We start from the raw sequence: 23743 nt of genomic DNA, 5'->3' as shown, positions 1-23743 counted from the left end.
GGTACACGCTCTGAGCAACGCTCTCGGAATCCGCTCCCACGGCCACACCCGGATCTGATGGACGAGTTTCGAGAGGGCATGGCAATCGGATATGCGATCGATGAAAACGGAGAGCCGGAAGACAAGCCGGTCTGTATTCCGCCGTCGTTGCTCCCAACCCACTACGTCCGTGCGGCAACGACCGGCGGCGGAAAGTCGAAATCACTGACCAACGACAAGCTCTCGCTATACGAGCAGACCGACGGGCCGACCATCCTGATCGACGCGAAGGGCGATGGTCTCTGTGAGGACTACATGCGAGCCCACGCTCGTCGATTCGGCGTCGACGACCTCGAGGAGAACGTCCTGCACTTCCCGATTCCCGAAGTCCTCCCCGGATTCTCGTTCTTCAATATCGAGCGCCAACTCGAGAATGGAGTCCGGCGCGTCGACGCGATCCAGAATAAGGCCGATCACTACGAGGAGATCCTGAAGATGGTGATGGGCGAAGAGCGCTACGAACGAGCAGTCGTCGCGCCAACGCTCATCAAGTACCTCATCAAAACGCTCTACGACGACGAATACGGTCGCGAGAACGGTCGCTACCGTGAGAGTGTCGATTACTTCGCCCACGATCAACTCGAGTACGTCGTCGACCAACTCTGGCGTGCTGGTCCACCAGAGCCCGATGAAGGCGCCGCCCCACGCTCGAGTAATCCACAGGTGCAGCGACGGATCGATCGCCAGCTCCAGCTCGATCCGAACACGTTTACGACTGTAATGGGCGGAGTCAGTAATCGCCTCGACTACATTTCTCAGGACGAGCACCTCCGCCGGGTGTTCAACAACACTGAGCCGCAGTTCGACTTTCGAGACGTCCTCGACGATCGCACGGTAATCCTGTTCGACCTCGGTGGCCTTCGCGATGAGTCGGTAAAGGCGATGACGGGTGTGATCCTGACGGAGCTATACAACGCACTGCGAGAGCGCGGTGAGGACCTTCAGCAGAAGCCGGACGACTACGTGGTCAATCTACTCATCGACGAGGCCTCGAGTCTGGCTGTCTCTGACATACTGAACACGCTGTTGGAGAAAGGCCGGAGCTTCCGACTCTCAATGGGTCTCTCACTACAGTTCCCCGAGCAACTCGACGTCAAGGGTGGCCGTGAGGTCTACCTGAACGTTCTGAACGACGTCGGGAGTCCGATCATCGGCAAGATCGCCGTCGACAACGAGATTGCGAACGTGATGGCCCACGAGGACATGGACCCCAGCGAGTTTGCCAATCGGATTCGGTCACTTCCACGTGGTGAATGGATCGCCCGCTTACCGAGTCCGACGTTCGGCGAGACCGGGCCAGAGCCGTTCAGCTTGGCCCCACTCCCGATCCCACCAGGCCATTCCGAGAGTGATGATCCACTGACTGCCCGCGAAGAGCAGGCATTTCAGAACGCACTCGAGCGGATTCACGAACGAGCGGATACCGAGTACGGCGTCATGACGGACGCACCGCCTAGTACTCAGACACCTACGGCAGTTCGTGATGAATTTGACCTCCCTGCTGATGACCTCGATACAGCACTTGCGACGGTCATTCGAAGCGTCCAACTTCAAGAGAGAGTTCGGGAGGAAAATGGATGGATACCTGTGCCAGATGTTGATTCCGAACTTCGGAGGCGCTTCGAAGCAGTTGATGCAGATCCACCTGCGATTGCAGAGCTTGGTGACGTTCGAGAGCGGTCACACCTGATCGAGGTAACGCTCGATTCAGAACGGAATGATATCGTCGTTCGGCTTACTGAAGACGGTGAAGCCGTCGCTGCACCAGATACGGGGCACGTTCGGGCAGCAGGTGGCGAAAAACATGATGCTGCACTACTGGACGTGGAGCAGCTCCTCTCCGAACACGGCTTCGCCGTTACCGTATTCACTCAAGACGGGAGCGAAAAGCCCGATGCTCGAGCGACACATCCTGACTCTGAACACATCTTCGACATCGAGGTCGAGTCGACGACGCCGGAAAACCCGGCGAAGATCCTGCAGAACCTGAAACGAGCACACGAAGCGGGACATATCCCCCTATTTGTCGTCGGATCTGATGAAGCGAATCAAGATCGGTTGCCGACGGCAGCCCGTGTTGATCAAATCCTTTCGTCGCCGGTTAACACACTCGAGTCAGGAGATGTCCGTCTGTATACGACTGATGCGTCCATCACGTTCGATGGCGGTGCACACAGACGGGAGGGCGTCACTGCAGTACGCCCCCTCACTGATGGGTCTAAGCGAACGAACTGGCTTCTTGATGAGGGTTCGTACGTTCTTCTCGATGCGAACGGTGACGAACTCACTCGAGTTACATCATTTGAGTCACTTACGCGGGAGGATGTTCCAGCAGTCTACAGCTACAATCAGACCAGCGGTGAGTTTGTCGTCTACGAACACGGGAACAAACACCGGTACGATACGAAAGTGGAGTTTGAGCGTGAGTGGGCTCGAATAAAGCGTCCGTTTGTTCCCGGTGTTGACCTTCCAGCGGTCGATTTCAATTGTCGTGAGTACGCTGTTCTCGCGCTGAGTTCGAACGATACTGACAACGCCTCACTTGTAATCTACGACGACGGTGAGACAATTCCGCTTTCAGACATCTATGAGTGGCTCTCGAGTCCAACGCAGAATTCCGATCGTACCTCTACAAAGGCGGAGACCAAGCATCAGGGAGGACAGCACGTAGACGACGCTGAGTCGTCCGATACCCCGGAAATTTCAGAAAAGGCGTACGATGATCCTGATACCGCGATTGCGGCGTTTGTCGACGCCTGCCTCTGTACTGCAGATGATGGTTCTCTCACTCCGGATGAAGTCTATGCAGCGTATGCGATGTGGGCATCGAACCACGATATCTCGGTCGAAAGCAAGAACTGGTTCGCTCGTCGTCTCGGGGATCATATCGAGTTCGAGCGTGAGACGGTTTACCAGGATGGCAAAACGACCCGGCGCTACACAGGGTTAGCACTCCACCCAGAGGGCAAGCAATGATTGGGTCAATTCTCGATCGATGGTGCCCTTTCGAATGGGCAGCCTGTCCAAGAGAACTATTCACATCAAATTATGTATCCATTATTCGAGTGTTACGGCATTTTAGATTCTCAATTGCTATATTCCTCTCATTCGGACAAATTCGGCCGTTTCAGCGTCCTTACGGCATTTCCAGAATTTCTGGACGCAATCTTACGGCATTTCGATCTGCCGTAAGGCGCTCAAGTCGTGCAGTTTTCCGGGCTTCGAAACGACTCTTACAGCAAAAACCAACTAGTATAGAGAGGGGGTCCCCCGTTGGCCAGGGCAACTCCAGAAGTAGAATAGTCGGAATAGTGAATTGTTTGGCTCCAGAGAAGTGCGGAGCCAAATTTGTAGGTGAGAACCAATGAGTAAGAATGAAGCACCAATCAATGCGGAGTCGATCCCGGAAGCGCTCATCAAACGAACTCAGTGGATTTGCTGGCGAGAAGACGAGCGGGATGGAAAGACAACAAAGGTACCAGTAGATCCAGCGACTGGGAGCTTTGCGTCGACGACAGACGACCGGACGTGGACTACTCTCGAACAGGCACTCGAGTACGCGGCTACTGGTGCAGCTGATGGGATCGGATTCGTCTTCACGGCGACGGATCCGCTGGTGGGTGTGGACTTGGATGACTGCCGCGATCCCGAGACCGGCGAGCCACTCGAGCAGGCGCCGTCGATCATCGAACAGCTGGATTCGTTCACCGAGGTCTCGCCATCGGGAACGGGCTATCACGTACTCCTCGAGGGTGATCTTCCCGATGGTCGGAACCGGCATGGCTCGATCGAGATGTACGACCAGGCTCGCTTCTTTACCGTGACCGCAGACCACGTCGAGGGAACGCCGACGTCGATCAACGAGCGACAGGAGGCACTCGAGGAGGTTCACGAGGCGTTCATCGTATCCAACGAGAGTGACGCAGCCGACACCGTCGATACCGATTCACCGCCCGCTGAGAGTTGCGACCAGTCACTCGAACTCGAGGACGAAGAACTCCTCGAGAAAGCACGGTCGGCGAGTAACGGCGAGAAGTTCGATCGACTGTGGCGTGGATCAACCGCCGGCTACGACAGTCAGTCGGAAGCCGACATGGCGCTGTGTTGTTTGCTTGCGTTCTGGACGGGTGGGGATCGCGCACGGATGGATCGCCTGTTTCGACAGTCGGGACTCATCCGCACGAAGTGGGACGAGGTTCATTACGCGGATGGATCGACGTACGGCGAGAAAACAATCGGACGAGCTGTCGGTGCAACGGACGAGTTTTACGAGCCGTCAACAGCTGACGCAGAGGAAACGACGGATACTGGTGTCGATTCTCCACCCAAGAGCGACGTCCAGAACGATGCTTCGAGGTCTGAGCAGACCTACCTCGAGGAGAAAAACCGACTGCTCGAGCAGCGAGTCGCTGAACTCGAGCAGACCATCGCTGAGCAACGTGAGCAACTCGAGATGCTCACTGCAGAACGCGACGAGCTGCGTGCGCTCCTCGATCAGCGAGAGGAAGAACTGGAGAAAGTTCGTGATCAACTTGCCGATGAGCGATCCGTCCGTAGTCGTATGAAGCGGTTGTTCCGAAGCAGTTGACTCGGCGTGTTCATCGGATCACTGTGTTAGTTACCCCACAAAAAGGCCATTGTCTGGTGTGTGAGGCAACTGGTGTTTCTTGCTCCCCGGAGGGGCGAGGGAGGAACATCATTCTCCCTGTGAACCATGAGTTCTCAGAAATCACAACCTGTTAGTACTGAGTCTGAAGCGTTTCGAAATCGAACAGATTGGGAAGCCGACGACGTTCCTCAACTCCTCGTTCCAAGTGATCGAGGCACTACGTCAATCATCTCTTTTGTCGAATGGGTTCTTGTTGAGCTTACACACGAAAATATCGGCGCTGAGTACCGGTCGTCACATCTCTGGGGTCAAAAGCGAACACAATATACTGTAGCGGACTCCAAAGGAGAGTTCTTCTTGAAGCGACACCACAATACTCGACTCGGTTGGCACACCGAGACACTCCGCCGAGAAGAACTCCGAACGGAACTAGTAAGCCGATTATCGAGAGTTCGTCCAGAGACATCCGATCCGACTCTCGACACAACGTATCGGTGTGACCACTTCGTTCTCAAGCCAATCTAACAATTACGCCAGAATAGTCCCCCAGAAGTAGAGAAGAGCCAACGGTAGTCTGAAGTACATGGACTTCGAACAAACAGTATGGCCGATACGGATCGCATTCGTCCCGACGGTGGAATTGATGCGTTGGATCCACCACCGACAGACATCATGGACGAAGAGACGCTCGAGCCAGCAAGGCTTGCGCAGAACGCGTCCAGGCTCGAGACAGTCGTTCAACTCCTCAATCAGCCAGCGCTGGCTCGTGTGTACGTCTACGTCTGCTATTGGGGCCCGGTTTCCTCGCCGGAAGTCATGGACGACCTCGAGCTATCGAAATCGACGACCTACGAGTATGTTGATCAGCTCGTCGACCTCGGTCTCATCGATCGAGATGACTCGACACGTCCGCAGCAGTTGACAGCAGATCCGATCATCATCGTCGAGCAGTACGTCCCCATCGTTATCACGCCGACAGTGTTGCACGCACTTGCGCTGCAGGAAGTTGACGAGGACGTCGAGTACTTCATGGACCGCTACGGTGCTGGCAAACTCATCGCTGCATTACGGGGTGCAGGATTACACTTCGCAGGGAAGACGACCCAGCGGATGGTCGCGACCGATATCGACGTTCGCGAGACCGAAGCGATGATGATCATCTACGCACTCGAGCCAGCACTGACTGTGGGCCGAACCCACGATCCGTTCTTCGAGCATCTGTTTCCGGATGTCCACGACCAGATGGACCTTCCTTCTCTTGACGAAGTAGATAGAGCAGAATCAGATTCCCACGAGTGAGGTCGTTGGGTGGGCTGGGAAGATTTGCTCACCGATAGTTAGTAGTACTCGGAGCTTGTAGTACAACATAATATGTCGAGTAGTACTCGAGACCCAGAGGTCGTACGCGTCTCACAGAAGGGACAGGCGACGATCCCGAAGACGCTCCGAGAGAAGTTCGGGATCGACACCCCCGGTGAGGTGTTCATCTACGAGGAAGACGAACGAATCATCGTCGAACCGGTTCCGTCACTCGAAGAGTTAGGCGGGATTCACGCTGACACCGATCGCGAGCGTGGCGAGGTGCTCGATCGGGTTCGCGAACTGAAACACGAGGAACACCGGCGCGAAGAGGCCCGTGCTAACCGACTCCGACCGGCTGACTCGGAGGATGAATGAGCGACCGGTATGTCTTTGACACCGAAGCGATCATCGCATACCTCTACGACGAGCCAGGTCGGAGCGTCGTCGAAGAGTATCTTCGAGACGTTCGTGACGGGGCTGTCGAAGGGCTGCTGACAGAAACCAACGCTGGTGAAGTACTCTATCTCGTTGCACGCTTCGAAGGAATTGACGACAAACCCACGACAGACTCACTTCGCACTGCCGATCGCGATCTCCGTGCGCTCGAGCGGTGGGGGATTCAAATCGAACGAGCTGACTGGCGGCTTGCCGCCGAGGTGAAAGCGGATGGTCACATCTCGTTCGCGGACGCTCATGGTGTTGCACTCGCCCACGAGAGGGATGCGACACTCATCGCCGGTGCTGATGACGACTTCGAGACGCTTCCGATCGACGTCGATGTCGTTCGATTTCGCGAGGACGGCGTTTAACTGGTATTAGGCGCTAAGTCCCCTTCCTCAAGGAGCAACGCAGGGAGCAAAGCGACTGAGTAGCGCAGTAGGGAAGGGATACAGCGCCGCACGCTTCTCAAACACGTTCACCGCCCGGCCCACAGGCCCACCGCTACCTTTATGTCTATCCAAAGTCTATACATCGCTGATGGATAGATTCGAAATAGAAGGCGAAGAAGTCCTCGACGGAACCGCAAAACCGTCGGGGAATAGCGCCCACGTCATCGTCCCAAAACGCTGGCGCGGAGCCGACGTGAAAGTCGTCCGCGTCTCCGAACCCGATTCAGACGAATAGGCCATGCACTACAACTACAAGTATCGACTCAACCCGACAGAAACCCTCACCGAGACGCTTCTGCACCATGTCGATACTTGTAGACAACTCTACAACCACGTCCTCTACAAACTCAACGAGGCAGACGAGATTCCAGCACGCTACGAGGTGCAGGGACAACTCCCCGACCTCAAATCGTGGTGGGACGACCTGAACGATGTTCACTCGAAAGTTCTCCAGATGGCCGTTAAGCGCGTCTACGACAACCTCTCCACGCTCAAAGCACAGAAGGAGAATGGACGCGCCGTGGGGATGCTCAAGTGGAAACCGCCTCGGGAGTATCGGTCGCTCACCTACAACCAGTCCGGCTTCAAACTCAAGAATACGAGTGGTCGGCCTGTCCTGTGGGTGAGCAAGATCGGTGAAATCCCGATCCACCTCCACCGAGACATCCCCGAGAGTGCGACCATCAAACAGGTCACGGTAAAACGAGAACCCACGGGCGAGTGGTACGCCACGTTTGGCATCGACGTGGGGGAAAACACGCCGGAGAAACCTGAGAAACCAGAGCAAGTCGTTGGTATCGACGTGGGGATTCTCAAGTACGCTCACGATACTGACGGGTACGCCATTGAGAGTCCCGACTTCAGCGAGGAACGTGAGCGACTCGAACGCGCACAACGCGACCTCTCGCGGAAGGAACACGGCTCTGCGAATTGGGAAAAACAACGTCGGGTTGTTGCCGAATGCCACGCCGACCTGAAGCGCAAGCGGCGAGACTTCTTGCACAAACTCTCGAACTACTACGCCCGAGAGTACGACTTGGTGGCCGTTGAGGACTTGGACGCGAAGGGATTGGTCGAACTACCGGGCAACTCTCGTAATCGAGCCGGGGCTTCGTGGGGGACGTTCCTCCGGATGCTCGAATACAAGTGCGGGCGCGAAGGAACGCACTTCGTCGCGGTTGATCCGAAAGATACGACGAAGGAGTGTGCGTCCTGCGGTGTCAAGACGGACAAACCGCTGTGGGTTCGTGAACATTCGTGTCTTTCGTGCGGGTTCGAGGCGGACAGGGACGCGAATGCAGCGTGGAACATTCTTTCTCGCGGTCTCGAAGAAGTAGGAGTGGGTCACTCCGAATCAACGCCTGTGGAGACTGCGCTCCCTGTGGATACGTCCGTATCTGCAAAGCGCGTCGTGGAAACAGGAAGTCCCACCCTCAAGGAGCGAACCGCGTCAGCGGTGAGCGAGTAGGGTGGGGTAGTTCACTCTCGATCCGATAACCTCGTCGAGAGACGATCGAGGCGCTCCTGTGCAGACTCTTTGCGGGACTGTGTAACTTCAGGGAGATATTCGACTTCGCGGAGTTCGTTCGCTTCAACAGCGATCTCGAGAACTGCCCCTTCGTGTTGAGCCTCCGGTGGCAGCGTCGTTACGTCGACGTCGAGTTGGTCGACGGTCTCGTCGTCCTCTTCGAGCAAGAGCACCGCTGTCTGTCCGTCGACGATCCGATCGAGTGTCGCGGTGTAGGTTTCAGCCATTAGCCGACTAGTGGTGCTGCAGGCACGTCAACCGAGTGGGTGAGCGACGCTTGGGTGTCGTCATCGTCAGCTGGTTTCTCCTCGAGGAGATCCGAAGCATTAGTCGAGAATTCGTGTTCTGTCTCGAGCGCTACATCGCTCCCGTCAGTCGTGAGGACGACGTCGCCGTGGACTGCGGTCCAGTAGGTCTCGATATCCCGATCGGCGAAGTCCTCGAGGACCTCGTCGTGTGGATGCCCGTACTGGGAGTCGTACGCACTCGAGATAATCGCCACGTCCGGTGTGACTTGGTCCATGAACGGCGTTGTCGAGGACGTCGTCGAACCGTGATGGCCTGCCTGGTAGGCATCTGCCTCGAGTTGGTCTCCGTGTTCGTCGACCATCCGCTCTTCAGCGTCGGCTTCCGCATCGCCAGTCGTGAGATAGGAGAACTCACCGAACTCGATGGAGAGTGCTACACTGTTGTAGTGAAGGTCGGACCCCGAGTCTCCTGCAGGCGGGTTGAGCACGTCGACGGTTGCGTCGCCGAACTCGATGTGATCGCCGTCTTCGACGACCAGGAGTTCAACGTCGTGGTCTTCAATGGCGTCGAGGTATCGCTCGTACGTCTGGCTCGTGTGGGCAACGCCAGAGTCATAGGCTACGCCAATGCCATCCCGTTCGGTTTCGTAGTGTTCGATGATTGCATCGTGACCGCCGATGTGGTCAGCGTGGCCGTGTGTTGCAACGAGATGATCGATTCGATCGACGTCCTGGTCCTCGAGGTACTCGATCACGCCGGTACCTCCTTGACGCCAGTCGCCGGAGTCGATGAGCATCGTCTCACCGGAGGGTTCGATTAGTAACGTGGCGTCAGCCTGGCCGACGTCGATGTGGTGAATCTCGAGCTCGCCGTCGACATCGGGACTATCACCTGAGTCGGGTTCATCGGTTTCGGTTTCGTCGGTCTTCTCTGGATCGGGGTCGTCCTCATCGGCTGCGGTATCGTCTTCAGCACCGTTCGAATCGACATCTTCGAGACTATCATCGGTTTCTACTGTCGACTCACCGTTATCCGTCCCAGTTCCATCAGCACAGCCCGCAAGAACGAGCATTGCTGCGACAAGGATGACCAAGAGAAGTCGTTTCATCGTTTGTGTGATTCGGTTGCCCCCACATGATCGTTCGGTATTCTGAGGATGTCATAGAACGGTTCTCATGGGGTTAATTTCGACCGCTCTCAGACGAATAGCGCGGTCAGTAGATCTGCGTATTGACCGCCAGCGGTCCTTCCAATCCTGATAGATGTGCTAAGCGCCGTGCAAGATTGAGTACGCGCCACAACGATCCAATCACTCGGGACGGTGGTGGGTTGGCGACGTACGAAACGTCAGCGAAAATCCCTTCGTAGCTTCACCTTGTCACCAGAGGAACTTAAAGAAGACTCGGGCGTCGTCGGTTGGAAGTACCCCATTCGACAGGATGTCCATCACACGGGGAACGGGAAACCCGAGGCTCTCGACGTCCCCGAGGAGAATATCACCGAGTTCTTAGACGAGGTCCCCCCCCCCAGCTGGGGGTCACTCCCAACGTGGCCACGCCATCCTGACCGTCGAGTCCGACGGCGATCTCGAGGTCGACCAGAACGACGTTATCGACGTCGCCCGCGGCGTGATCTATCGAGATCCCCGACCATACTGACGCGGTACGACTTGACTGTTTGTCGGCGTCCCCAGAACGCGCGTTCTGGTGTGCGCACGAGAACGCTGTTTCTCGTGCACGCCGGGAGGCGTGCAGCGCGCGACAGCGTGCGCGGCGTGATTCACCATGGCTGATTCCGATTCTCACGATAACACGAGTGCCGACCACGAACAGTTCGAGACCGACCTGCTCGCGCAGGATCGCGACGGCGGACGTCGACGACGCGACGGCCCGTAGCCTGGTCAACAGCCTCATCGACGCGGACGCCGCTATACCCGTACCCGAGGACCGTGTCCTCGTCCACGAGCCGAGTGGCACTGCCTTCGACTCCACCACTCAGTTGGCCGTCTTCCATCGTGGCTGGACGGCCGGTCGCGACGCCGCCACGAGGGTGAGTGATGCAGCAAACGCTCATCGGCTGTGCGTTCTGCGACGCGCCGCCCGGTACCGAGACTGGCGAGGCACATACCTGGGGACAGGACGAGCGGGTCACCCACCCGATCTGCGTCGACTGCGCGATCCAGACGGAGCCGGATCCCGACGAGCGCGATCACGTCGCCTGTGACGGCTGTGGGCTGGTCGTCGACACGCTCGCAGCACTGACGCGGTTCCGGGTGGAACTCGGGCATCTGGAAGGCCCGTTGCAGCTCTGCGCTCACTGTAGTCCGGGTGGGCTCGCGACGTACTGGACGCGCGACCTCGAGGAGCATCTCGTCGCGACGCCGGCAGAGTGACCCCAACACTCTTTACTGATTCGCTGTAAACTGTAATCAAGAACGAATCGTGTCACGCACCTCAAACCGCGCCGACGGCGACATCGTTCAGGATTTCCTCTCGGTCGCTGACCTCCTCGAAGAGCCACAGCTCGCCCAGCTGTACGCGTACCTCGCCCGGACGGACGAAGCGACCGTTCAGGACGTGATGGACGACCTCGAACTCGCCCAGGGGACGGCCTACAGCTACGTCAACCGGCTCGTCGACGCCGGCGTCGTCGACGTCACCGACGACGAGCAGCCACGCCAGTACGCCGCCCGGGAGATCGACCTGACCGTGACGACGACTGCTGGTGACCGCGAGTACACGATCACGCCGGCGCTGATCGACGCCGTCGGCCGCCGGGAGACGGACGCCGACATCGACACCTACATCGGCCGCCACGGCGTCGCCGGCCTCGCGACCGCGCTCACCTACGCGGTCGCTCGGGAGCGTGGCGAGATGACCCACCGGCTGATGGCGGAGGACCTCAACATCTCGCCGTTGGCTGCGGAGATGATCCTCCAGGCACTCCGGCCCGTCGTCCACGAGCACTACGACATCGAGGAAGCTGGAGCGGGACTCGAGGAGTTGGATATCGACGACGGCGACGCGGCTGACGACGCGTGAGCCGGCTCCACATCGCCGACACCGGCCTGTTCGTCGCGATGGGACAGCCATCGAACAGTCGGTACCAGGCCGTTCGGCGGTTCGCTCGCCGAAACGACATCGCCTTTGTCCTCCCCGAACGGGTGTACGAGGAGCTGACCGTCGACGACCCCGACGTCGAGGAAGTGCCGATTGACACCGCGATCAACGAGGGCTGGGCGACGGTTGCGGCGCCGCTGGAGTTCTCCGAGCCGGTCGTCTCGCGGGTGATGGATGGTGTCCAGCGGTACATCGCGAACGCCGACGACCGGCCTGCCGACGAGGTTGGGCGGGCCGACGCCGCTCTCGCCGCCCTGGCTGCCCAGCATCTCAGCGCTGGAACGGCGACTGAGGTCTACATCTACACGACCGACATCGCGGCCGGCGAAGGCGCCGAAACCGTACTCGCAAGTGAGGGCTACGGTGACTCAGTGACGTTCGTGAACGGGTTCCGATTCATCGAGGACCTGCTCGCCGGTAACAGCTGACTCCTTGCTAGTCTGATTCGGCGGGAGAGGACACACGAAAGCCCTCGGCCGCTCGACGTCCCGCGACCGCCGCTGCGCGCCTCGTTCCTGCGGTGCTTACGGGGTCGGGGGACGGCCGAGGCGACCTCGCCCTTTCTAAGTCCGCCAGGGTGGTGGATGGCTCACCGAGCGACGTGACCGGCTGGACAGGTTTGTTCGTACCGGCACGCCCCGCTCGCCGCGTTCCGCCCTCCGCGTCGCTCGCGACCGACCATTCCGGGCTGCCTGCCTGCAGTAGCGGGCGGGCTGCCGGGCTAAAATGAATGTGCCCTCGACGCCAGCGGGTAAGCGCGAGGGGTTGCGCGGCGTGGCTGCTCACCCCCCACGCTTACTCCGCTGGCCGCTCGCTCCGGGCGGGTCGGCGCGCGGTGCTGGATGTGCCCCATCGTGCAGGCGCTCTCGCTCGCGCCCGGCAGGGCGCTCGCGAAGGCGCGAGCGAGAGCGCAGATGCCTCTAGTCGATGACGGTCGTGGAAAACCCGCGGTGGAGACGCGGGTGCTGGCGCGTGAGCGCCTTCGGAACTTGGTGTAGTTCCAATGTCCAGTAAGAACGCAATCGGTAATGAAATTTCGGTCGATGAACAGGCCTACAAGCAGCCCGACGAGACGGAGCTCGACGAGGACGGATTCGAGGTCGTCGACGAGACCGCTGAGTTCCAGCCGACGGTCGATATGGAAATCCAGGCGAAGGTGGACGCCAATCACCCGGACGGAATCGCACAGGAAGCCGACGATCGCATCTACGGTGTGACCCTCGCCCAGGAAGAGCGCATCCGGGCCCGGGAAGCCGAACTCGAACACATCAGTGCCCAGGCCGAATTCGGAACGCAGGATGGCCGGGCGAAGCGCACGCGGACGGTCGTCACCGAGCAGGTTCGCCGGACGAGCCGGGAGACGGTCGAGAAGACGGGCGGACGGGACGTGGCGCCGACGCCGGATCCCCGAGAGCGCCTCTCCCAGGACGAACTCGCGACGGTGAATCAACACGCCCAGCAGATCGCTGCAAAAGTGGACGGTGGCCCGAGTCGGGCCGCAATCGGACGGCTGCTCGGTGACCGGATCGCGGGTGGCCAGTCGACGACGAAGGCGGTCTTCGACACGCTCGAGCAGGTCAAGCTGATGCCCAGTACCCTCTTGGAGGTTGCCGATGTGCCTGAGGTGCCGGGAGAGAGCGTGAACGTCAGCGGTGAGATCGTCGAACTCTGGAATCCATCCAGCCCGGCGATCGCTCAGGTGGGTCTCATCGCGGACGATAGTGGGAAAATCAAGTTCACTAGCTGGGAGAAGAGTGATCAAAAGTGGGTCAAAGAAGGCGATCAGGTCCAGATGTGGAGCGCGAAGAAAAATTGGTACCAGGGCCGCTGCAGTCTCGCGTTGACCTACAACAGTCGGATCGTCTTCCCCGAGCGCGATCGCCGGTGGTGGAAGGACTGACGGGTCGAGGCGGCCGTCTTTTTTTGATGTGTGCCGGACCGACCCAAGCCCCACCGCCCCACCCTCCGCTCCGTGCTCGCTGCGCTGCGCGCGCAGCCACAACCTCAAGAACAGGATAGCCAGCGAACCGCGTTACTGAGAATCGGGGCCCTCTCGAATTTTGCGGAGTGCCTCATCTATCGAGAACTCTCCGGGGAGGTTTGCCTGTTCACGATGCCAATCGCTGGGCATTTCCTCAGGAGGATTGAAATTTACGCGTTGCGTCTTTTCCAATTCGTGAGCAGGCACATATATCGCCGTGCCCTCTTCGTGAATGGCACCAGCAAATATATCGACTGTTCCATCGGGATACCTTTCTGGAGAGATTTCAAGCTCGTAACGGTATTCATCATAGTCGCTCGCGGTTTTTACCTGAATTCGCAACAGGTCCCACCCAACGTCGATTATCAGGTCATATTTCTGCTCGTGGCCGTGTGGATAAGCTACACCATACCCATTTCGAAGGATATTTGCTGCGACTAAGGCTTCAGACGCATCACCCCGCCAACCTCGTTCCAACTCCATACTAATCTACTGTTACTGCTACTACAGAAAAGTACGTCTGATTAATCCCAACTCCGAGGTTGCCGTGCTGAACGAAGATCTCAACGCCGCCTGCAAACGGAAGCTCAAGAACGGAGTCGACAGGATCCTCCGCTTCCTCCGACTCCGATAAGAATCCGATTGTAGAGACGCATTGCGGTGGTTTTTGAGCCCCTCGATGGGTGAGGGGCTCGTCGCAGTCGCGAGCGCTTCAACTGGTGATTCGCGTATGGCGATCAGTGATATCTACGAGACGACGTTCGACGAGGACGTACAGGACGACGAACAGGCGGGTCAGTGTCCCGAGTGCGACGGTCACGTGAGGACAAACACGGTGGAAACAGTGTGTGACGACTGTGGGCTGGTCATCGATGAACAACCGATCGACCGTGGCCCGGAGTGGCGCGACTACGGAGACGCGGAGTCGAACCCGGAACGAACCGGGGCTCCCCTCACCCCCGCCCGCCACGACCGTGGCCTCTCGACGACGGTCGGTCGGAACACAGACGCGAACGGAAACACCCTGTCAGGCGACAAGCGCCGACAGCTGCACCGGCTCCGCCGCGAGCAACGGCGAGGTCGGTGGCGCTCGAAGTGGGAGCAGAACCTGGCGCACGGGCTCGGCGAGGTCCGGCGGATCGCGAGCTGTCTCGAACTCGGGGATGGCGTCCGTAATCAGGCGTGTCAGCTCTTCCGGAGCGCACAGGAGGAGGATCTCCTCCGTGGGCGGTCGATCGACAGTATGGCTGCCGCGAGTGTGTACGGGACGATTCGCTGTAACGGCCTGACCTGGACCGTCGACGACATCGAGGAGTACGCACGGTGTGAGTTCTCGAGCCTCCGAAACGCCTACAAAGTCCTGAACAGGGAACTCAACCTTCCGACGCCACCGATGCGGCCAGCGGCATTCGTCGGACGGTTCGCGTCAGCGCTGGAGCTGCCGGATCGCGTTCGACGACAGGCCGAACAGTTCGCCGAAACATCTGAACGCGACGGCGCCGTGACCGGTGTCCAGCCGACAGGGTTTGCAGCGGCTTGCCTGTACACGGCAGCCCAAGAGACGGGATGTTACGTGACGCAGACGGATCTCGCGGAGGTCGCTGATACCACGCCGGTGACGATCCGAACGCATCACAATACGCTCCTAAACCAGTATTGCTGAGTGGGTCGCCGAGCGGAACACATCGAGGTCTAACCGATGTCTTCTGACTATTCTCGCGGAGATTTAAATACGAAAACAAATGAACCCGTCAGCGTGACGGAGAAATCGAATCGACAACTCGACCGAGAGGCGTTTCAGCCCCGTGGAGAAGCCACCCACGTCCCGGATCAGTCTCTCGAGTCGAGAGACGAATCATACGATCGGCTTGATGCGACGGGCTATCCGAACGCCGAGGAGTTAACGTCGAAAGCGTGTCGCGGGTGTGGACAGCCGATCCCAGCGGACCAACGCAAGTGTGCCACCTGCCTCGAACACCATATTGAGTCCGCCGATACAACCGGTGACGAGCATACAGCTCCGACTCCCGTTCCCCGGATCATCTTCGCCGTTGTTGAAGCAACGTGCGACTACACAGCACTCGCGAAAGGAGCAGCGGCGTGTACGCTCCTCCAGCGGCGTAGGGTGAATCCACTCGAGGACTGCCAGCTCATCGACGACGTAGCCGAAACACCGGTGACTACTCGCCACGAGACGTGGGACGAGCTTCCCGCAGCAGTCCGCATCGAAACGGAGCAGGGTCGGAAGCTCCTGTCGGTTGCGGTGAAGCATATTGACCGCGCTGATGAGAGTGGCCACAGCGACGGTGAACGAACGCTGTCGCGGTTGTATGATGAGAGCGGCCGCAGCGTTCTGAACAGAGAGCAGATCGAGTCTTGGACCGATACCGCGGATGGTGAACGGTGGCTGATCCCGATACTTGGGGCCGAGAAGCACCCGGCTGAAAATCGAACGAAACCCCGGAAGAGCCAGAGATCGAATACAGAGCACATTCATTGTAGACGCTGTGACGAGACGACGCCCCACCGCTTCAGCGACCGCGAACAGCTTCCCGAAGAGGCCGGGGACGGCAACCCGATTTGGCAGTGTCAGGCCTGCGGAACAGCTCGTTTCGGACCGGCTCCAGAGTGACTCCCGCTGTCTATCAGATTAACCAACATATCACATCATATCAAATCCAGTGTTGGTTAATCAGCCGCAATTGACCGCGGACACACCGCCGACTCCCTCGAGTTTTTCTGCGCCAACAGGCCCTGGAGGCGCTTCCAATGGATCCACGGGACACACCCGGGTATCGGCTGCATCGAGCGCTCAGCAATCTCAACAGCATCGATATCGAACAACTGGAGGGCGACGATCGCGAGCAAATTGAGCGTGCCAGAGCCATCCTTGAGGACGCCAGTCCCCTCACGGGAGCAGACCGAACAGCTGCGGAAACCTCGCAGAGCAGGGGTGGTGAGTGATTATCGCCCCGACGGGGGCGCGGGGCGATATACGCCCTGCAGGTAACCTATGGCCACGCTCCAAGCAGCGACGACATCGAGCAGCGCAGTCGTCACCGATCCACAGACAGTTCGTGAGCTCTGTGAGAACCACTGTTTCGGCACCCTCAGCTGGGAAGTCACTGAGGACAGAGAATTCTCTATCTGGGGATACGACGATTTTGAAGTGTACGAGGTGCGGGAGAACGGCCTCCCAGACTACGAGGGCGGCATCGTGACCCACGAATTCCTGCGAGAACTCGCCAACCACCTCGAAGCCGACGAAGAGTTCGATATCCAGACGGCGGGGTTCACCAAGTGCCGCTTCCCTGTGCTGGCGCAGCGGTACGTCGTTCGCGACGGCGAAGTCCTCCACGCAGACCTCAATTCTCCCGATCCGATCGACGAGTAGGGTTGTTCGTACCCCAGGAGGGGTGCGGGGCGATCCAGTCGCGGTCGCTCCGTGAGGTGATTGCTCGATGGGACACCGCGCACTCGTTGCGTACGAACGCACAGACGGACAGTACACGCTCCACTACAGCCATTGGGGCGCAGCGAACCTGAAGCTCAAGCACCGAATCTCGGCTGAGTCGCCGTTCGGTGGCGACGACACCGACTCCAAGTGGGCGAAACAGCTCCTCGCAGAGCTTGCCGATGGCCTCGAGGCAGATGCCGTCGACGGCTACCTCGCCGGCGAAGACCGCCCGTCGACGATCGTCGAGCCGAAGCCCCGCGCCACCGGGCTCACCCTCGGCGAGATCGTCGCTGACCACCTCGACTACCTCCACCACGAGGCGTTCTTCGTGGTGTCGACGACGTTCGAGGTGACCGCCTACCGGACGCTGTGGTTCGGCCTGCAGTACGACTCGGAGACAGTCGAACAGGGAGCAACGGTCGGGAACGGCGCGCTCGCGACGGTGCGCTGGTACGACGGCGAGCCGGTCGGCGATGGCCACCTGCAGGGACAGTTCGCGGCCCTCAAAGACATCGTCGGCGATATGCTCGACAGGGGCGTCTTCACGCCGTCGACGGCGAGACAGTACCTGAAACGGAAGCTGGCCGAGTGGGTCGGGAAGCGACAGGAGTTGCTCATCCCCAACTCCTCTCACAACCCGGTTCGTCCCGATTAAGGATTGTACGGTTCGACGACCTCCAATACTGCGGGGGCTTCATATCGACGGTTGCGCTGTTGACCAGTTGTCTCTTGCAACACATCGTCATCCCAGAGGCGGCGGATAGCCTGATTGACCGCCGGTTGTGACCGGTCGAGCGCCGAGACTGCCTGTGGTTCGGTGAGATAGGGATGTTCGATGATAAAATCGATGAGTTCCCGAATGACGACACCTTGGCCCTGGTACTGCTCCCGGTAGCGATCACGGAGAGCAAGCAGTTCTCGAGCAACAGTATACGCCTCACGACCCTGTTCGGCAATCGCCTGCACAAAGAACGATACCCACTCCGTCCAGGCCCCATCGCGACTTACGGCTAGGAGTCTGTTGAGATAGGCATCACGATTCGCGTTGAAATACGACGAGGGATAGAGATACGGGCCAGGTAGTAGATCCCACTTGTAGAGCGCCAGCATCACAAGGAGGCGACCGAGCCGTCCGTTACCGTCCTGAAATGGATGGATCGTCTCAAATTGATAATGTATAAGCGCCAAATCGACTAACGGCGCGTATGTCGGCCCTGATCGGATGTACTGGAGCAGGCTCCGGAGAGCGTACGGAATACTCGCCGGCGGTGCCGGGACAAATCGTGCCTCACTAAGTGGTGTCCCTGGTTCATCGATACCCACAAGATCCTCACGAAATTCGCCTGGGTTCTTCTGCTCACCACGGGCCCCCTGTAGCAAAATTTCGTGTAGCCGACACAGTAACTCCCGATCCAACGCAGCACCCTCCCGAAGCGATTCGATCCCTGTTGTGATCGCCTCAACATAATTCTGGGCCTCCGTGATGTCAGCACGCTCTGTTGCAGTCGTCCCAGGCTCCTCGCCAGCTTCTCGCCGATAAATATCCGAGAGTGTGAGCCGCGTCGTCGTCTCAATATTCGAGGAATCCACAGCCTCGCGGTGGATGAGCGGACTCAGAATGACCTCCGGTGAATCGAGCCACGTGTCCAAATCCGAGAGCTGGCCCACGGCGTACATCGCATCCCCGTTCTCGGTAAGGAGGTCATGGGTCGCGCCAAGATCCGGTGGGAGCGGATCCGGGCTGAAGGCAAAAATCCCATCGACCATCTCAACCTCGCCAGGCGGGTTTTCAGCAAAGTCTTCAGGCCGCATTATTATCCAATTCACGCCCTGACACAGATATAGATAACGATATGGCCAATCCCCTATCCAAATATGTGGAAGTATACTCTAAGATAGCTCTGTCTCGAATAGCCTATCCAAATCAGCCAGAGCTTCGCCAGTAGATTTGCGTGGCGTGGCTTGCCTCTATACATTCGTAGACCGATCTGTGTCGAAGCAGATGGTGGTTTTTCTGGGGCAGAAAGGACTGAGCCCCGCCGTAGGCTCGTGATTCGATGACCTCAGAGGACGACCCGTTTCACGACTGCGAGTTGGATCCCGAGGCGATCCTCGGGACACACACCTTCGAAGACGTCCTGTTCACCGACGATACCGAGACGCCGGTAAACGTGCTCACCGGCGAGACGCCCGCACATTCGCAGGCGACCGTCGAGGAAGCGAAGGCGTTCGCTGCGAGTATCGACACGGACACACCACAAATCGCGCTCCCCGCATCCGTCGAGTCGCAGGTCGAAACACAGAGTAAGCCCTACACGGCGGCCGCATTCTTCCACTTCAAGGCGACGGGGTCGCTCGAACGACACCGTGCCTACCACGCCGCGTACGACTCGGATGCGTTCACCGTCGACTTCGAGGCCGACTACGCGTCGGGCGATCTAACCATCACTGTCGAACGAGCGGACGAGTCCTGAGAATCCGCCGTCACGAGAAGCGTTTTCGAGCGCCGGCGATGGGTGCCGGCGCAGCTGGAGCGAGCAACGACACCCGGTGCGTCGGCGTTTCGAGGTGTTCGAGATGCACATGGTGATTTACGCACTAGTAGAGGCATCGACGCACGACGACGCGCTGGCCACCGGAAAGTCGGTGTTCGACCGCCTAGTCGGCGCGGACCCACACGCCGGCGCCGTCTTCGATCGAAGTCACCGTAACTCTCAGAGCCGGATGGCGTCGCCAACATTCAAATACGAAATCGGGGATACCCGGGAGCGCACCGATGGGCGATAACGACCCCGTAGCCATCGAGGATGCTCGTGAGGGACTTCAGAGTCTGTTGGTCGAACAAGCACAGGCAGGCGTTCCAGAGCAAGTCCTCGTCGGGCTTCTCCGTGAACAGGCCGCCGAGATCGAACGGTTCGGCTACATCCCGCGCCGGTGGGAGCAACCCGACCAGCAGGAAGTAAGCAAGCGATGAAACGGACCAATACTTTCGAGGTACGTCCCCTCTCCGAGTCGGATGAGGCGCTCCTACAAGACGTCATGGACGCGACGGCAAGCTTCTGGAACGAGCTGACCTATGCCCGCCGCCAGCGGTTCTTCGATGACGAGAACATCTGGGAGACTAATGAGTTTCGCGGACAGTACAAAGGCCAACTCGGCGCTGCCGGCGTCCAGACGGTGACACGGAAGAACAACGCCGCCTGGAAGTCGTTTTTCGCGCTGTTGGAAAGCGGTGAAGACGCGTCCCCACCGGGCTACTGGGGGAATCAAGAGGACGGGCGAGATCTCCGGGTGTTCGTTCGGAACGATTCGTACGAGATCGAGTGGGGCGACTACTCCCGAGTCGAAATTCCGGTCGGCCAGGATCTCAAAGAGGAGTATGGGCTGGGGTACTACGAACGGCTCCGTTTGGAGGTGCGTGGCGATCCGAAGTGGTCCGGCGAACAGGGGCGACTGGAAATTCAATACGACGAGGTCGAAGACACCTATCGGGCATATCAACCAGTCTCAGTCGACGACTCGGAACTGGATTCAGCACTGGCTTCGGAAGAAGCCGCCCTCGATATCGGTATCAACAATCTCGTTGCCTGTACGACTACGACAGGGGAACAGTATCTCTACGACGGTGAGAAACTGTTCGAACAGTTCCGATCGACAACCGAGGAAATCGGTCGCTTGTCATCCAAGTTGCCGCCGGAACAGGACACAAGCCGACGGATCCGCCGGCTCTACCGCAAACGCTCCCGCCGACGAACCCATGCCCAGAAGGCCCTCATCCGTGACCTCGTCGAACGGTTGCACGACGAGGGGATCGCAACGGTGTACATCGGCGAACTCACCGGCGTCATCGAAATCCAACCATCCCCTGAAATCAACGAGAAGCTGGAGAACTTTTGGGCGTTCAAGCAGTTCATCGACCAGCTTCAGTCGGTCTGTGAGGAACATGGGATTGCGGTAAAAGAGGAAAGTGAAGCTTGGACGAGCCAGACGTGTCCTGAGTGTGGAGAGCAAACCGATACGGTTCGGCATCGAGAGACACTAACCTGTCCGTGTGGCTTCGAAGGACACTCAGATCTCACCGCCTCAGAGACGTTCCTCAGGCGAAACACAAATAAGCAAGTCAGGCCGATGGCACGGCCCGTGCGGTTCCAGTGGGACAATCACGAATGGCGTTCGGCCACAGACGCCCCCGAAATCGGGACAAATCCCAACGAACAGCGCACAAACCCGTAAGTCACTCTCGTGGACCAGTGTCCAGCGTGGAGGATCCCCTCTTCGAGGTGGATGTCAATACGTTTCGTTTGATGAGGACGAGACAATCACCATATTCAGGAATATCGGCACTATTGGGCTAGGAGAGTTATTTACTAAGATATCTACTCAGTCTACTTGCGAACTGACCGCTGAAAATCCTACCAGTTTAGGATGATGTTCAGAGCACGGTGCAAGATACAACGCGCGTCTGTGTCAAGGGGCAGTGTCCAAATTCCAACTGAATCAGACAGTACGGAAGCTGAGGTCAACGTGAGAAGCTGATGGAGAGGTGACTTTTTCTACCGAGCAGTCCATGTGCTGTATATGCCTCAGGAGTCCTCTTTGAGTCGTCTCAGGGACAATGCAACGGAGATTCTCGGCCTACTCTTCGTCTCACTCATGATTATCGGCCTGTTCACTGAGTTCTGGCTACTCATCGCGGGTCTGATCGGTCTGCTATTCATCACTCCTCTCATCGCGTTACTCATCGGAGATCAGGAGGCTATAGAGGAGTGGTGGGGAGAAGAGAAGGCTGAGCAGTACGGAGATAACTCCGAGGAAGATCCGCTTGAAACGCTCAAACGGCGGTATGCGGAAGGTGAGCTGTCTGAGGCCGAGTTTGAATACAAAGTCCAACAACTCCTCGAAGTCGATGATATAGAGTCGGTTCAACGGACTGCTGACGGTTCACAAACGAATGATCCCCCAGAGTCCGTCGAGATGGAGCGTGAAGATCGCTAAATCGCGCAGCTATTTTCTGCTGAGACCCTTCTCTAAGTCGGTCACTCTGTTTCTGACAGGGACAGGACAATTCGTTCAGCGTCTGCTGAACTCACAGCGCGAATGTGTTACGAACTGAGATGGGATATACGAGGGCTAGTGATCGGTAAGTAAAGGCAAACTACCTTCCTATTCAAAGAAGTTATCAACTCGTCCTATCAAAAACCCTGAAAGCGTAATTAGAATACTTCCCCACATCAACATAACCATCTCACCCTCTGCTGCAGGGGCTAATTCCTGAATGATTGCCACTGTTCCGGCAATAACGGCTATTTGTAGACCAAGAATACCGACAAGAATTTTGTCAGAGGTCATAGATCGAATGATACGAGGGTTGATGTAAATGTCTTGCGGGAATCGGTCAGTTCGCACCTGCAGTGAGCAGACGCTTCACCGCTTTCGTCGTGAAACAAACGAGGTCGTTGTGCTGCATCCACCCTCTATATCTTGCACGCAGCTTGTCCCATAGTTCTGATAGATGAAGATCTGCGCCGGTTTGGGAGACTCCCATACTGAACGAATCGGCCCCACTGATACAGAATGTGAAATCTATTTTGTCAGACACTCTGAATCAATGTCTTCGCCGGTAGTTGTCTATTCGCGCCAGCGAGAGAGTGGCGCGCGTCGGTGACCGTGCCGACGGGCGTCGGAGTGGTTCAGGTGCATATGGTTATCTACGCGCTCGTCGAGGCATCGACAGAAAACGAAGCATTGGCTACAGGAAAAACGGTGTTCAATCGGTTAGTCGGATCTGAGCCGCATTCCTGCGCAGTATTCGACTATTTTGTAACCTTCGACGAGGAGGACACGTCCGTTGCGGGGAAGGCGCGATGGGGTGAGCTCCCAACTGCAGCTCCCGTCGACTCCGATGACGGCCAAGACCTGCTCGAGCGTGGCTGGGAGGCAACGAAGGAGGAGTTCGAGCGTAATCTCGACCGGGTGAAAGAGGCCATCGACGAGCTCTCCGACGAGGAGATCATGCGCGACGAGGACCTCGCCCGGCACGCCTTCCACAAGGTCGGTGCGTACGACGGCCCGACGATCTTCCTGTACACCGAACACGGAACCGGCATTCGCCACCGTGGACAGCTGGATCGACTCCTCGAGGAGAGTGAAGAACTCTGGATCGTACCCGCTGACGTCCACTTCTGAATAATGCCTCCCATCACTAATTGGCGACGCGAGGGCCGATCGCCAACGCTCGCGTATCGGAACACCGAGACAGGTGCGCGAGCCGTCCTGCATCGAGCCCCGGACTCCTACCGGTACAAATGGCGTGGGACAATCCTCGTCGACGGCTACCCGGACTGGTCGCGGGGATACGAGATGAAGGAGGCGACGTCGTTCCGTGACGAACTCCGGGAGCGGCCGTCTCCGGACCTCAGCTGCCCGGAGTGTCCGAACGACGACGTTCGCGTCGGCGAGAAGGCGGCAGACGGGGCGAAAGTCCAGCGGTGGTATGACTGCCCCGATTGTGGGTACGAAGCCCCCTCACGCATCGTCTACGGCGCCGAACGGTGAGTGAGTGAGTGAGC

27 protein-coding genes and 2 pseudogenes are annotated in these 23743 nt (G+C 58.3%); 24 read left to right on the top strand and 5 right to left on the bottom strand.

Annotated features, from left to right (window positions below; genetic code table 11):
- Window positions 1–57: 57 nt before the first annotated feature.
- The 7 genes from QQ977_RS16840 to QQ977_RS16810 all read left to right on the top strand — a co-directional run bounded on the left by QQ977_RS16840 (window position 58) and on the right by QQ977_RS16810 (window position 8308).
- A complete protein-coding gene (locus QQ977_RS16840) occupies window positions 58–3015 on the top strand; it encodes a conjugal transfer protein (RefSeq protein ID WP_285928851.1) in 2958 nt (985 codons plus the stop codon).
- A gap of 388 nt (window positions 3016–3403) precedes the next feature.
- A complete protein-coding gene (locus QQ977_RS16835; protein WP_285928850.1) occupies window positions 3404–4627 on the top strand; it encodes a hypothetical protein in 1224 nt (407 codons plus the stop codon).
- A 624-nt stretch (window positions 4628–5251) separates the two neighbouring features.
- Window positions 5252–5947, top strand: a complete 696-nt coding sequence (locus tag QQ977_RS16830; RefSeq protein WP_285928849.1) for a DUF7437 domain-containing protein — start codon at window positions 5252–5254, stop codon at window positions 5945–5947.
- A 72-nt stretch (window positions 5948–6019) separates the two neighbouring features.
- Window positions 6020–6325 carry an AbrB/MazE/SpoVT family DNA-binding domain-containing protein gene (locus QQ977_RS16825; RefSeq protein WP_285928847.1) on the top strand — a complete coding sequence of 102 codons (306 nt, stop codon included), beginning with the start codon at window positions 6020–6022 and terminating at the stop codon, window positions 6323–6325.
- Complete coding sequence (locus tag QQ977_RS16820) at window positions 6322–6759, top strand: PIN domain-containing protein (RefSeq protein ID WP_285928845.1); 438 nt, start codon at window positions 6322–6324, stop codon at window positions 6757–6759. Before QQ977_RS16825 ends, QQ977_RS16820 begins: the two co-directional genes overlap by 4 nt.
- Before the next feature lie 169 nt (window positions 6760–6928).
- Window positions 6929–7075 carry a DUF2080 family transposase-associated protein gene (locus QQ977_RS16815; RefSeq protein WP_007543159.1) on the top strand — a complete coding sequence of 49 codons (147 nt, stop codon included), beginning with the start codon at window positions 6929–6931 and terminating at the stop codon, window positions 7073–7075.
- Window positions 7076–7078: 3 nt separating this feature from the next.
- Window positions 7079–8308, top strand: coding sequence for an RNA-guided endonuclease InsQ/TnpB family protein (locus QQ977_RS16810; protein WP_285928843.1), 1230 nt, complete (start codon window positions 7079–7081; stop codon window positions 8306–8308).
- 11 nt (window positions 8309–8319) lie between these two features.
- Here the strand turns inward: QQ977_RS16810 and QQ977_RS16805 are convergent, their stop codons facing one another.
- Both QQ977_RS16805 and QQ977_RS16800 read right to left on the bottom strand, forming a co-directional pair.
- On the bottom strand, window positions 8320–8595 hold the full coding sequence (locus QQ977_RS16805; RefSeq protein WP_285928842.1) for a DUF3006 domain-containing protein: 276 nt from the start codon (window positions 8593–8595) through the stop codon (window positions 8320–8322).
- Window positions 8595–9725 (bottom strand): ComEC/Rec2 family competence protein, encoded by a 1131-nt coding sequence (locus QQ977_RS16800; protein WP_285928841.1) that lies wholly within the window; start codon window positions 9723–9725, stop codon window positions 8595–8597. Before QQ977_RS16800 ends, QQ977_RS16805 begins: the two co-directional genes overlap by 1 nt.
- A gap of 360 nt (window positions 9726–10085) precedes the next feature.
- On the opposite strand from QQ977_RS16800, the pseudogene QQ977_RS16795 reads away from it, so the two are divergent.
- The 6 genes and pseudogenes from QQ977_RS16795 to QQ977_RS16770 all read left to right on the top strand — a co-directional run.
- Window positions 10086–10242, top strand: a pseudogene (locus QQ977_RS16795) (GTP cyclohydrolase MptA); the annotation flags it as partial.
- Between the two features lie 159 nt (window positions 10243–10401).
- Window positions 10402–10657 (top strand): annotated as a pseudogene (locus QQ977_RS16790) (hypothetical protein); the annotation flags it as partial.
- A gap of 16 nt (window positions 10658–10673) precedes the next feature.
- Window positions 10674–11009 carry a DUF7558 family protein gene (locus QQ977_RS16785; RefSeq protein ID WP_285928840.1) on the top strand — a complete coding sequence of 112 codons (336 nt, stop codon included), beginning with the start codon at window positions 10674–10676 and terminating at the stop codon, window positions 11007–11009.
- A gap of 49 nt (window positions 11010–11058) precedes the next feature.
- Window positions 11059–11658, top strand: a complete 600-nt coding sequence (locus QQ977_RS16780; protein WP_285928839.1) for a DUF7437 domain-containing protein — start codon at window positions 11059–11061, stop codon at window positions 11656–11658.
- On the top strand, window positions 11655–12164 hold the full coding sequence (locus QQ977_RS16775; protein ID WP_285928837.1) for a hypothetical protein: 510 nt from the start codon (window positions 11655–11657) through the stop codon (window positions 12162–12164). Before QQ977_RS16780 ends, QQ977_RS16775 begins: the two co-directional genes overlap by 4 nt.
- A gap of 575 nt (window positions 12165–12739) precedes the next feature.
- Complete coding sequence (locus QQ977_RS16770; protein WP_285928836.1) at window positions 12740–13636, top strand: DNA-binding protein; 897 nt, start codon at window positions 12740–12742, stop codon at window positions 13634–13636.
- A gap of 132 nt (window positions 13637–13768) precedes the next feature.
- Here the strand turns inward: QQ977_RS16770 and QQ977_RS16765 are convergent, their stop codons facing one another.
- Entirely contained in the window at window positions 13769–14200 is a 432-nt protein-coding gene (locus tag QQ977_RS16765; protein ID WP_285928835.1) for a group I intron-associated PD-(D/E)XK endonuclease, read from the bottom strand.
- A gap of 247 nt (window positions 14201–14447) precedes the next feature.
- Between QQ977_RS16765 and QQ977_RS16760 the strand changes: the two genes are divergently transcribed.
- The 5 genes from QQ977_RS16760 (at window position 14448) to QQ977_RS16740 (ending at window position 17829) form a co-directional block, all read left to right on the top strand.
- The gene (locus QQ977_RS16760; protein WP_285928833.1) at window positions 14448–15380 is read left to right on the top strand and encodes a transcription initiation factor IIB; all 933 of its coding nucleotides are present in this window, start codon (window positions 14448–14450) and stop codon (window positions 15378–15380) included.
- A gap of 93 nt (window positions 15381–15473) precedes the next feature.
- A complete protein-coding gene (locus QQ977_RS16755) occupies window positions 15474–16349 on the top strand; it encodes a hypothetical protein (protein ID WP_285928832.1) in 876 nt (291 codons plus the stop codon).
- A 137-nt stretch (window positions 16350–16486) separates the two neighbouring features.
- Entirely contained in the window at window positions 16487–16681 is a 195-nt protein-coding gene (locus QQ977_RS16750) for a hypothetical protein (RefSeq protein WP_285928830.1), read from the top strand.
- Window positions 16682–16730: 49 nt separating this feature from the next.
- Window positions 16731–17111, top strand: coding sequence for a hypothetical protein (locus QQ977_RS16745; protein WP_285928829.1), 381 nt, complete (start codon window positions 16731–16733; stop codon window positions 17109–17111).
- Between the two features lie 67 nt (window positions 17112–17178).
- Window positions 17179–17829 (top strand): DUF6735 family protein, encoded by a 651-nt coding sequence (locus tag QQ977_RS16740; RefSeq protein ID WP_285928828.1) that lies wholly within the window; start codon window positions 17179–17181, stop codon window positions 17827–17829.
- Here the strand turns inward: QQ977_RS16740 and QQ977_RS16735 are convergent.
- Window positions 17826–18986 carry a Fic family protein gene (locus tag QQ977_RS16735; RefSeq protein ID WP_285928827.1) on the bottom strand — a complete coding sequence of 387 codons (1161 nt, stop codon included), beginning with the start codon at window positions 18984–18986 and terminating at the stop codon, window positions 17826–17828. The two genes, QQ977_RS16740 and QQ977_RS16735, sit on opposite strands and share 4 nt — an antisense overlap.
- Window positions 18987–19231: 245 nt before the next feature.
- Here QQ977_RS16735 and QQ977_RS16730 point away from each other — a divergent pair, with 245 nt between their 5' ends.
- The 4 genes from QQ977_RS16730 (at window position 19232) to QQ977_RS16715 (ending at window position 22169) form a co-directional block, all read left to right on the top strand.
- Complete coding sequence (locus tag QQ977_RS16730; RefSeq protein ID WP_285928826.1) at window positions 19232–19648, top strand: hypothetical protein; 417 nt, start codon at window positions 19232–19234, stop codon at window positions 19646–19648.
- Window positions 19649–19950: 302 nt separating this feature from the next.
- Entirely contained in the window at window positions 19951–20148 is a 198-nt protein-coding gene (locus tag QQ977_RS16725; protein ID WP_285928825.1) for a hypothetical protein, read from the top strand.
- Window positions 20145–21407 (top strand): RNA-guided endonuclease InsQ/TnpB family protein, encoded by a 1263-nt coding sequence (locus QQ977_RS16720; protein ID WP_285928824.1) that lies wholly within the window; start codon window positions 20145–20147, stop codon window positions 21405–21407. Before QQ977_RS16725 ends, QQ977_RS16720 begins: the two co-directional genes overlap by 4 nt.
- 345 nt (window positions 21408–21752) lie before the next feature.
- Window positions 21753–22169 carry an SHOCT domain-containing protein gene (locus QQ977_RS16715; RefSeq protein WP_285928823.1) on the top strand — a complete coding sequence of 139 codons (417 nt, stop codon included), beginning with the start codon at window positions 21753–21755 and terminating at the stop codon, window positions 22167–22169.
- A 168-nt stretch (window positions 22170–22337) separates the two neighbouring features.
- Here QQ977_RS16715 and QQ977_RS16710 read toward each other — a convergent pair whose 3' ends face one another.
- Window positions 22338–22523 carry a hypothetical protein gene (locus QQ977_RS16710; RefSeq protein WP_285928821.1) on the bottom strand — a complete coding sequence of 62 codons (186 nt, stop codon included), beginning with the start codon at window positions 22521–22523 and terminating at the stop codon, window positions 22338–22340.
- A gap of 345 nt (window positions 22524–22868) precedes the next feature.
- On the opposite strand from QQ977_RS16710, the gene QQ977_RS16705 reads away from it, so the two are divergent.
- Both QQ977_RS16705 and QQ977_RS16700 read left to right on the top strand, forming a co-directional pair.
- Window positions 22869–23360, top strand: coding sequence for a hypothetical protein (locus QQ977_RS16705; protein WP_285928955.1), 492 nt, complete (start codon window positions 22869–22871; stop codon window positions 23358–23360).
- Window positions 23361–23363: 3 nt separating this feature from the next.
- Window positions 23364–23729 (top strand): DUF7568 family protein, encoded by a 366-nt coding sequence (locus QQ977_RS16700; protein ID WP_285928819.1) that lies wholly within the window; start codon window positions 23364–23366, stop codon window positions 23727–23729.
- Window positions 23730–23743: the final 14 nt, after the last annotated feature.

This window comes from Natrialbaceae archaeon AArc-T1-2 (assembly GCF_030273315.1).
In the GTDB taxonomy this organism is placed as follows: Archaea; Halobacteriota; Halobacteria; order Halobacteriales; family Natrialbaceae; genus Tc-Br11-E2g1.
The sequence above is the reverse complement of the archived record's forward strand: the minus strand, read 5'-3'. Positions and strand labels throughout refer to the sequence as shown.

Coding starts and splice junctions, on each gene's coding strand:
- QQ977_RS16785 (WP_285928840.1), top strand. CDS start 10,674: ATGCAGCAAACGCTCATCGGCTGTGCGTTCTGCGACGCGCCGCCCGGT.
- QQ977_RS16730 (WP_285928826.1), top strand. CDS start 19,232: ATGACCTCAGAGGACGACCCGTTTCACGACTGCGAGTTGGATCCCGAG.
- QQ977_RS16770 (WP_285928836.1), top strand. CDS start 12,740: ATGTCCAGTAAGAACGCAATCGGTAATGAAATTTCGGTCGATGAACAG.
- QQ977_RS16830 (WP_285928849.1), top strand. CDS start 5,252: ATGGCCGATACGGATCGCATTCGTCCCGACGGTGGAATTGATGCGTTG.
- QQ977_RS16735 (WP_285928827.1), bottom strand. CDS start 18,986: ATGCGGCCTGAAGACTTTGCTGAAAACCCGCCTGGCGAGGTTGAGATG.
- QQ977_RS16720 (WP_285928824.1), top strand. CDS start 20,145: ATGAAACGGACCAATACTTTCGAGGTACGTCCCCTCTCCGAGTCGGAT.
- QQ977_RS16805 (WP_285928842.1), bottom strand. CDS start 8,595: ATGGCTGAAACCTACACCGCGACACTCGATCGGATCGTCGACGGACAG.
- QQ977_RS16700 (WP_285928819.1), top strand. CDS start 23,364: ATGCCTCCCATCACTAATTGGCGACGCGAGGGCCGATCGCCAACGCTC.
- QQ977_RS16710 (WP_285928821.1), bottom strand. CDS start 22,523: ATGACCTCTGACAAAATTCTTGTCGGTATTCTTGGTCTACAAATAGCC.
- QQ977_RS16715 (WP_285928823.1), top strand. CDS start 21,753: ATGCCTCAGGAGTCCTCTTTGAGTCGTCTCAGGGACAATGCAACGGAG.
- QQ977_RS16825 (WP_285928847.1), top strand. CDS start 6,020: ATGTCGAGTAGTACTCGAGACCCAGAGGTCGTACGCGTCTCACAGAAG.
- QQ977_RS16840 (WP_285928851.1), top strand. CDS start 58: ATGGACGAGTTTCGAGAGGGCATGGCAATCGGATATGCGATCGATGAA.
- QQ977_RS16810 (WP_285928843.1), top strand. CDS start 7,079: ATGCACTACAACTACAAGTATCGACTCAACCCGACAGAAACCCTCACC.
- QQ977_RS16760 (WP_285928833.1), top strand. CDS start 14,448: ATGGCGATCAGTGATATCTACGAGACGACGTTCGACGAGGACGTACAG.
- QQ977_RS16725 (WP_285928825.1), top strand. CDS start 19,951: ATGGGCGATAACGACCCCGTAGCCATCGAGGATGCTCGTGAGGGACTT.
- QQ977_RS16820 (WP_285928845.1), top strand. CDS start 6,322: ATGAGCGACCGGTATGTCTTTGACACCGAAGCGATCATCGCATACCTC.
- QQ977_RS16815 (WP_007543159.1), top strand. CDS start 6,929: ATGGATAGATTCGAAATAGAAGGCGAAGAAGTCCTCGACGGAACCGCA.
- QQ977_RS16745 (WP_285928829.1), top strand. CDS start 16,731: ATGGCCACGCTCCAAGCAGCGACGACATCGAGCAGCGCAGTCGTCACC.
- QQ977_RS16750 (WP_285928830.1), top strand. CDS start 16,487: ATGGATCCACGGGACACACCCGGGTATCGGCTGCATCGAGCGCTCAGC.
- QQ977_RS16740 (WP_285928828.1), top strand. CDS start 17,179: ATGGGACACCGCGCACTCGTTGCGTACGAACGCACAGACGGACAGTAC.
- QQ977_RS16800 (WP_285928841.1), bottom strand. CDS start 9,725: ATGAAACGACTTCTCTTGGTCATCCTTGTCGCAGCAATGCTCGTTCTT.
- QQ977_RS16835 (WP_285928850.1), top strand. CDS start 3,404: ATGAGTAAGAATGAAGCACCAATCAATGCGGAGTCGATCCCGGAAGCG.
- QQ977_RS16765 (WP_285928835.1), bottom strand. CDS start 14,200: ATGGAGTTGGAACGAGGTTGGCGGGGTGATGCGTCTGAAGCCTTAGTC.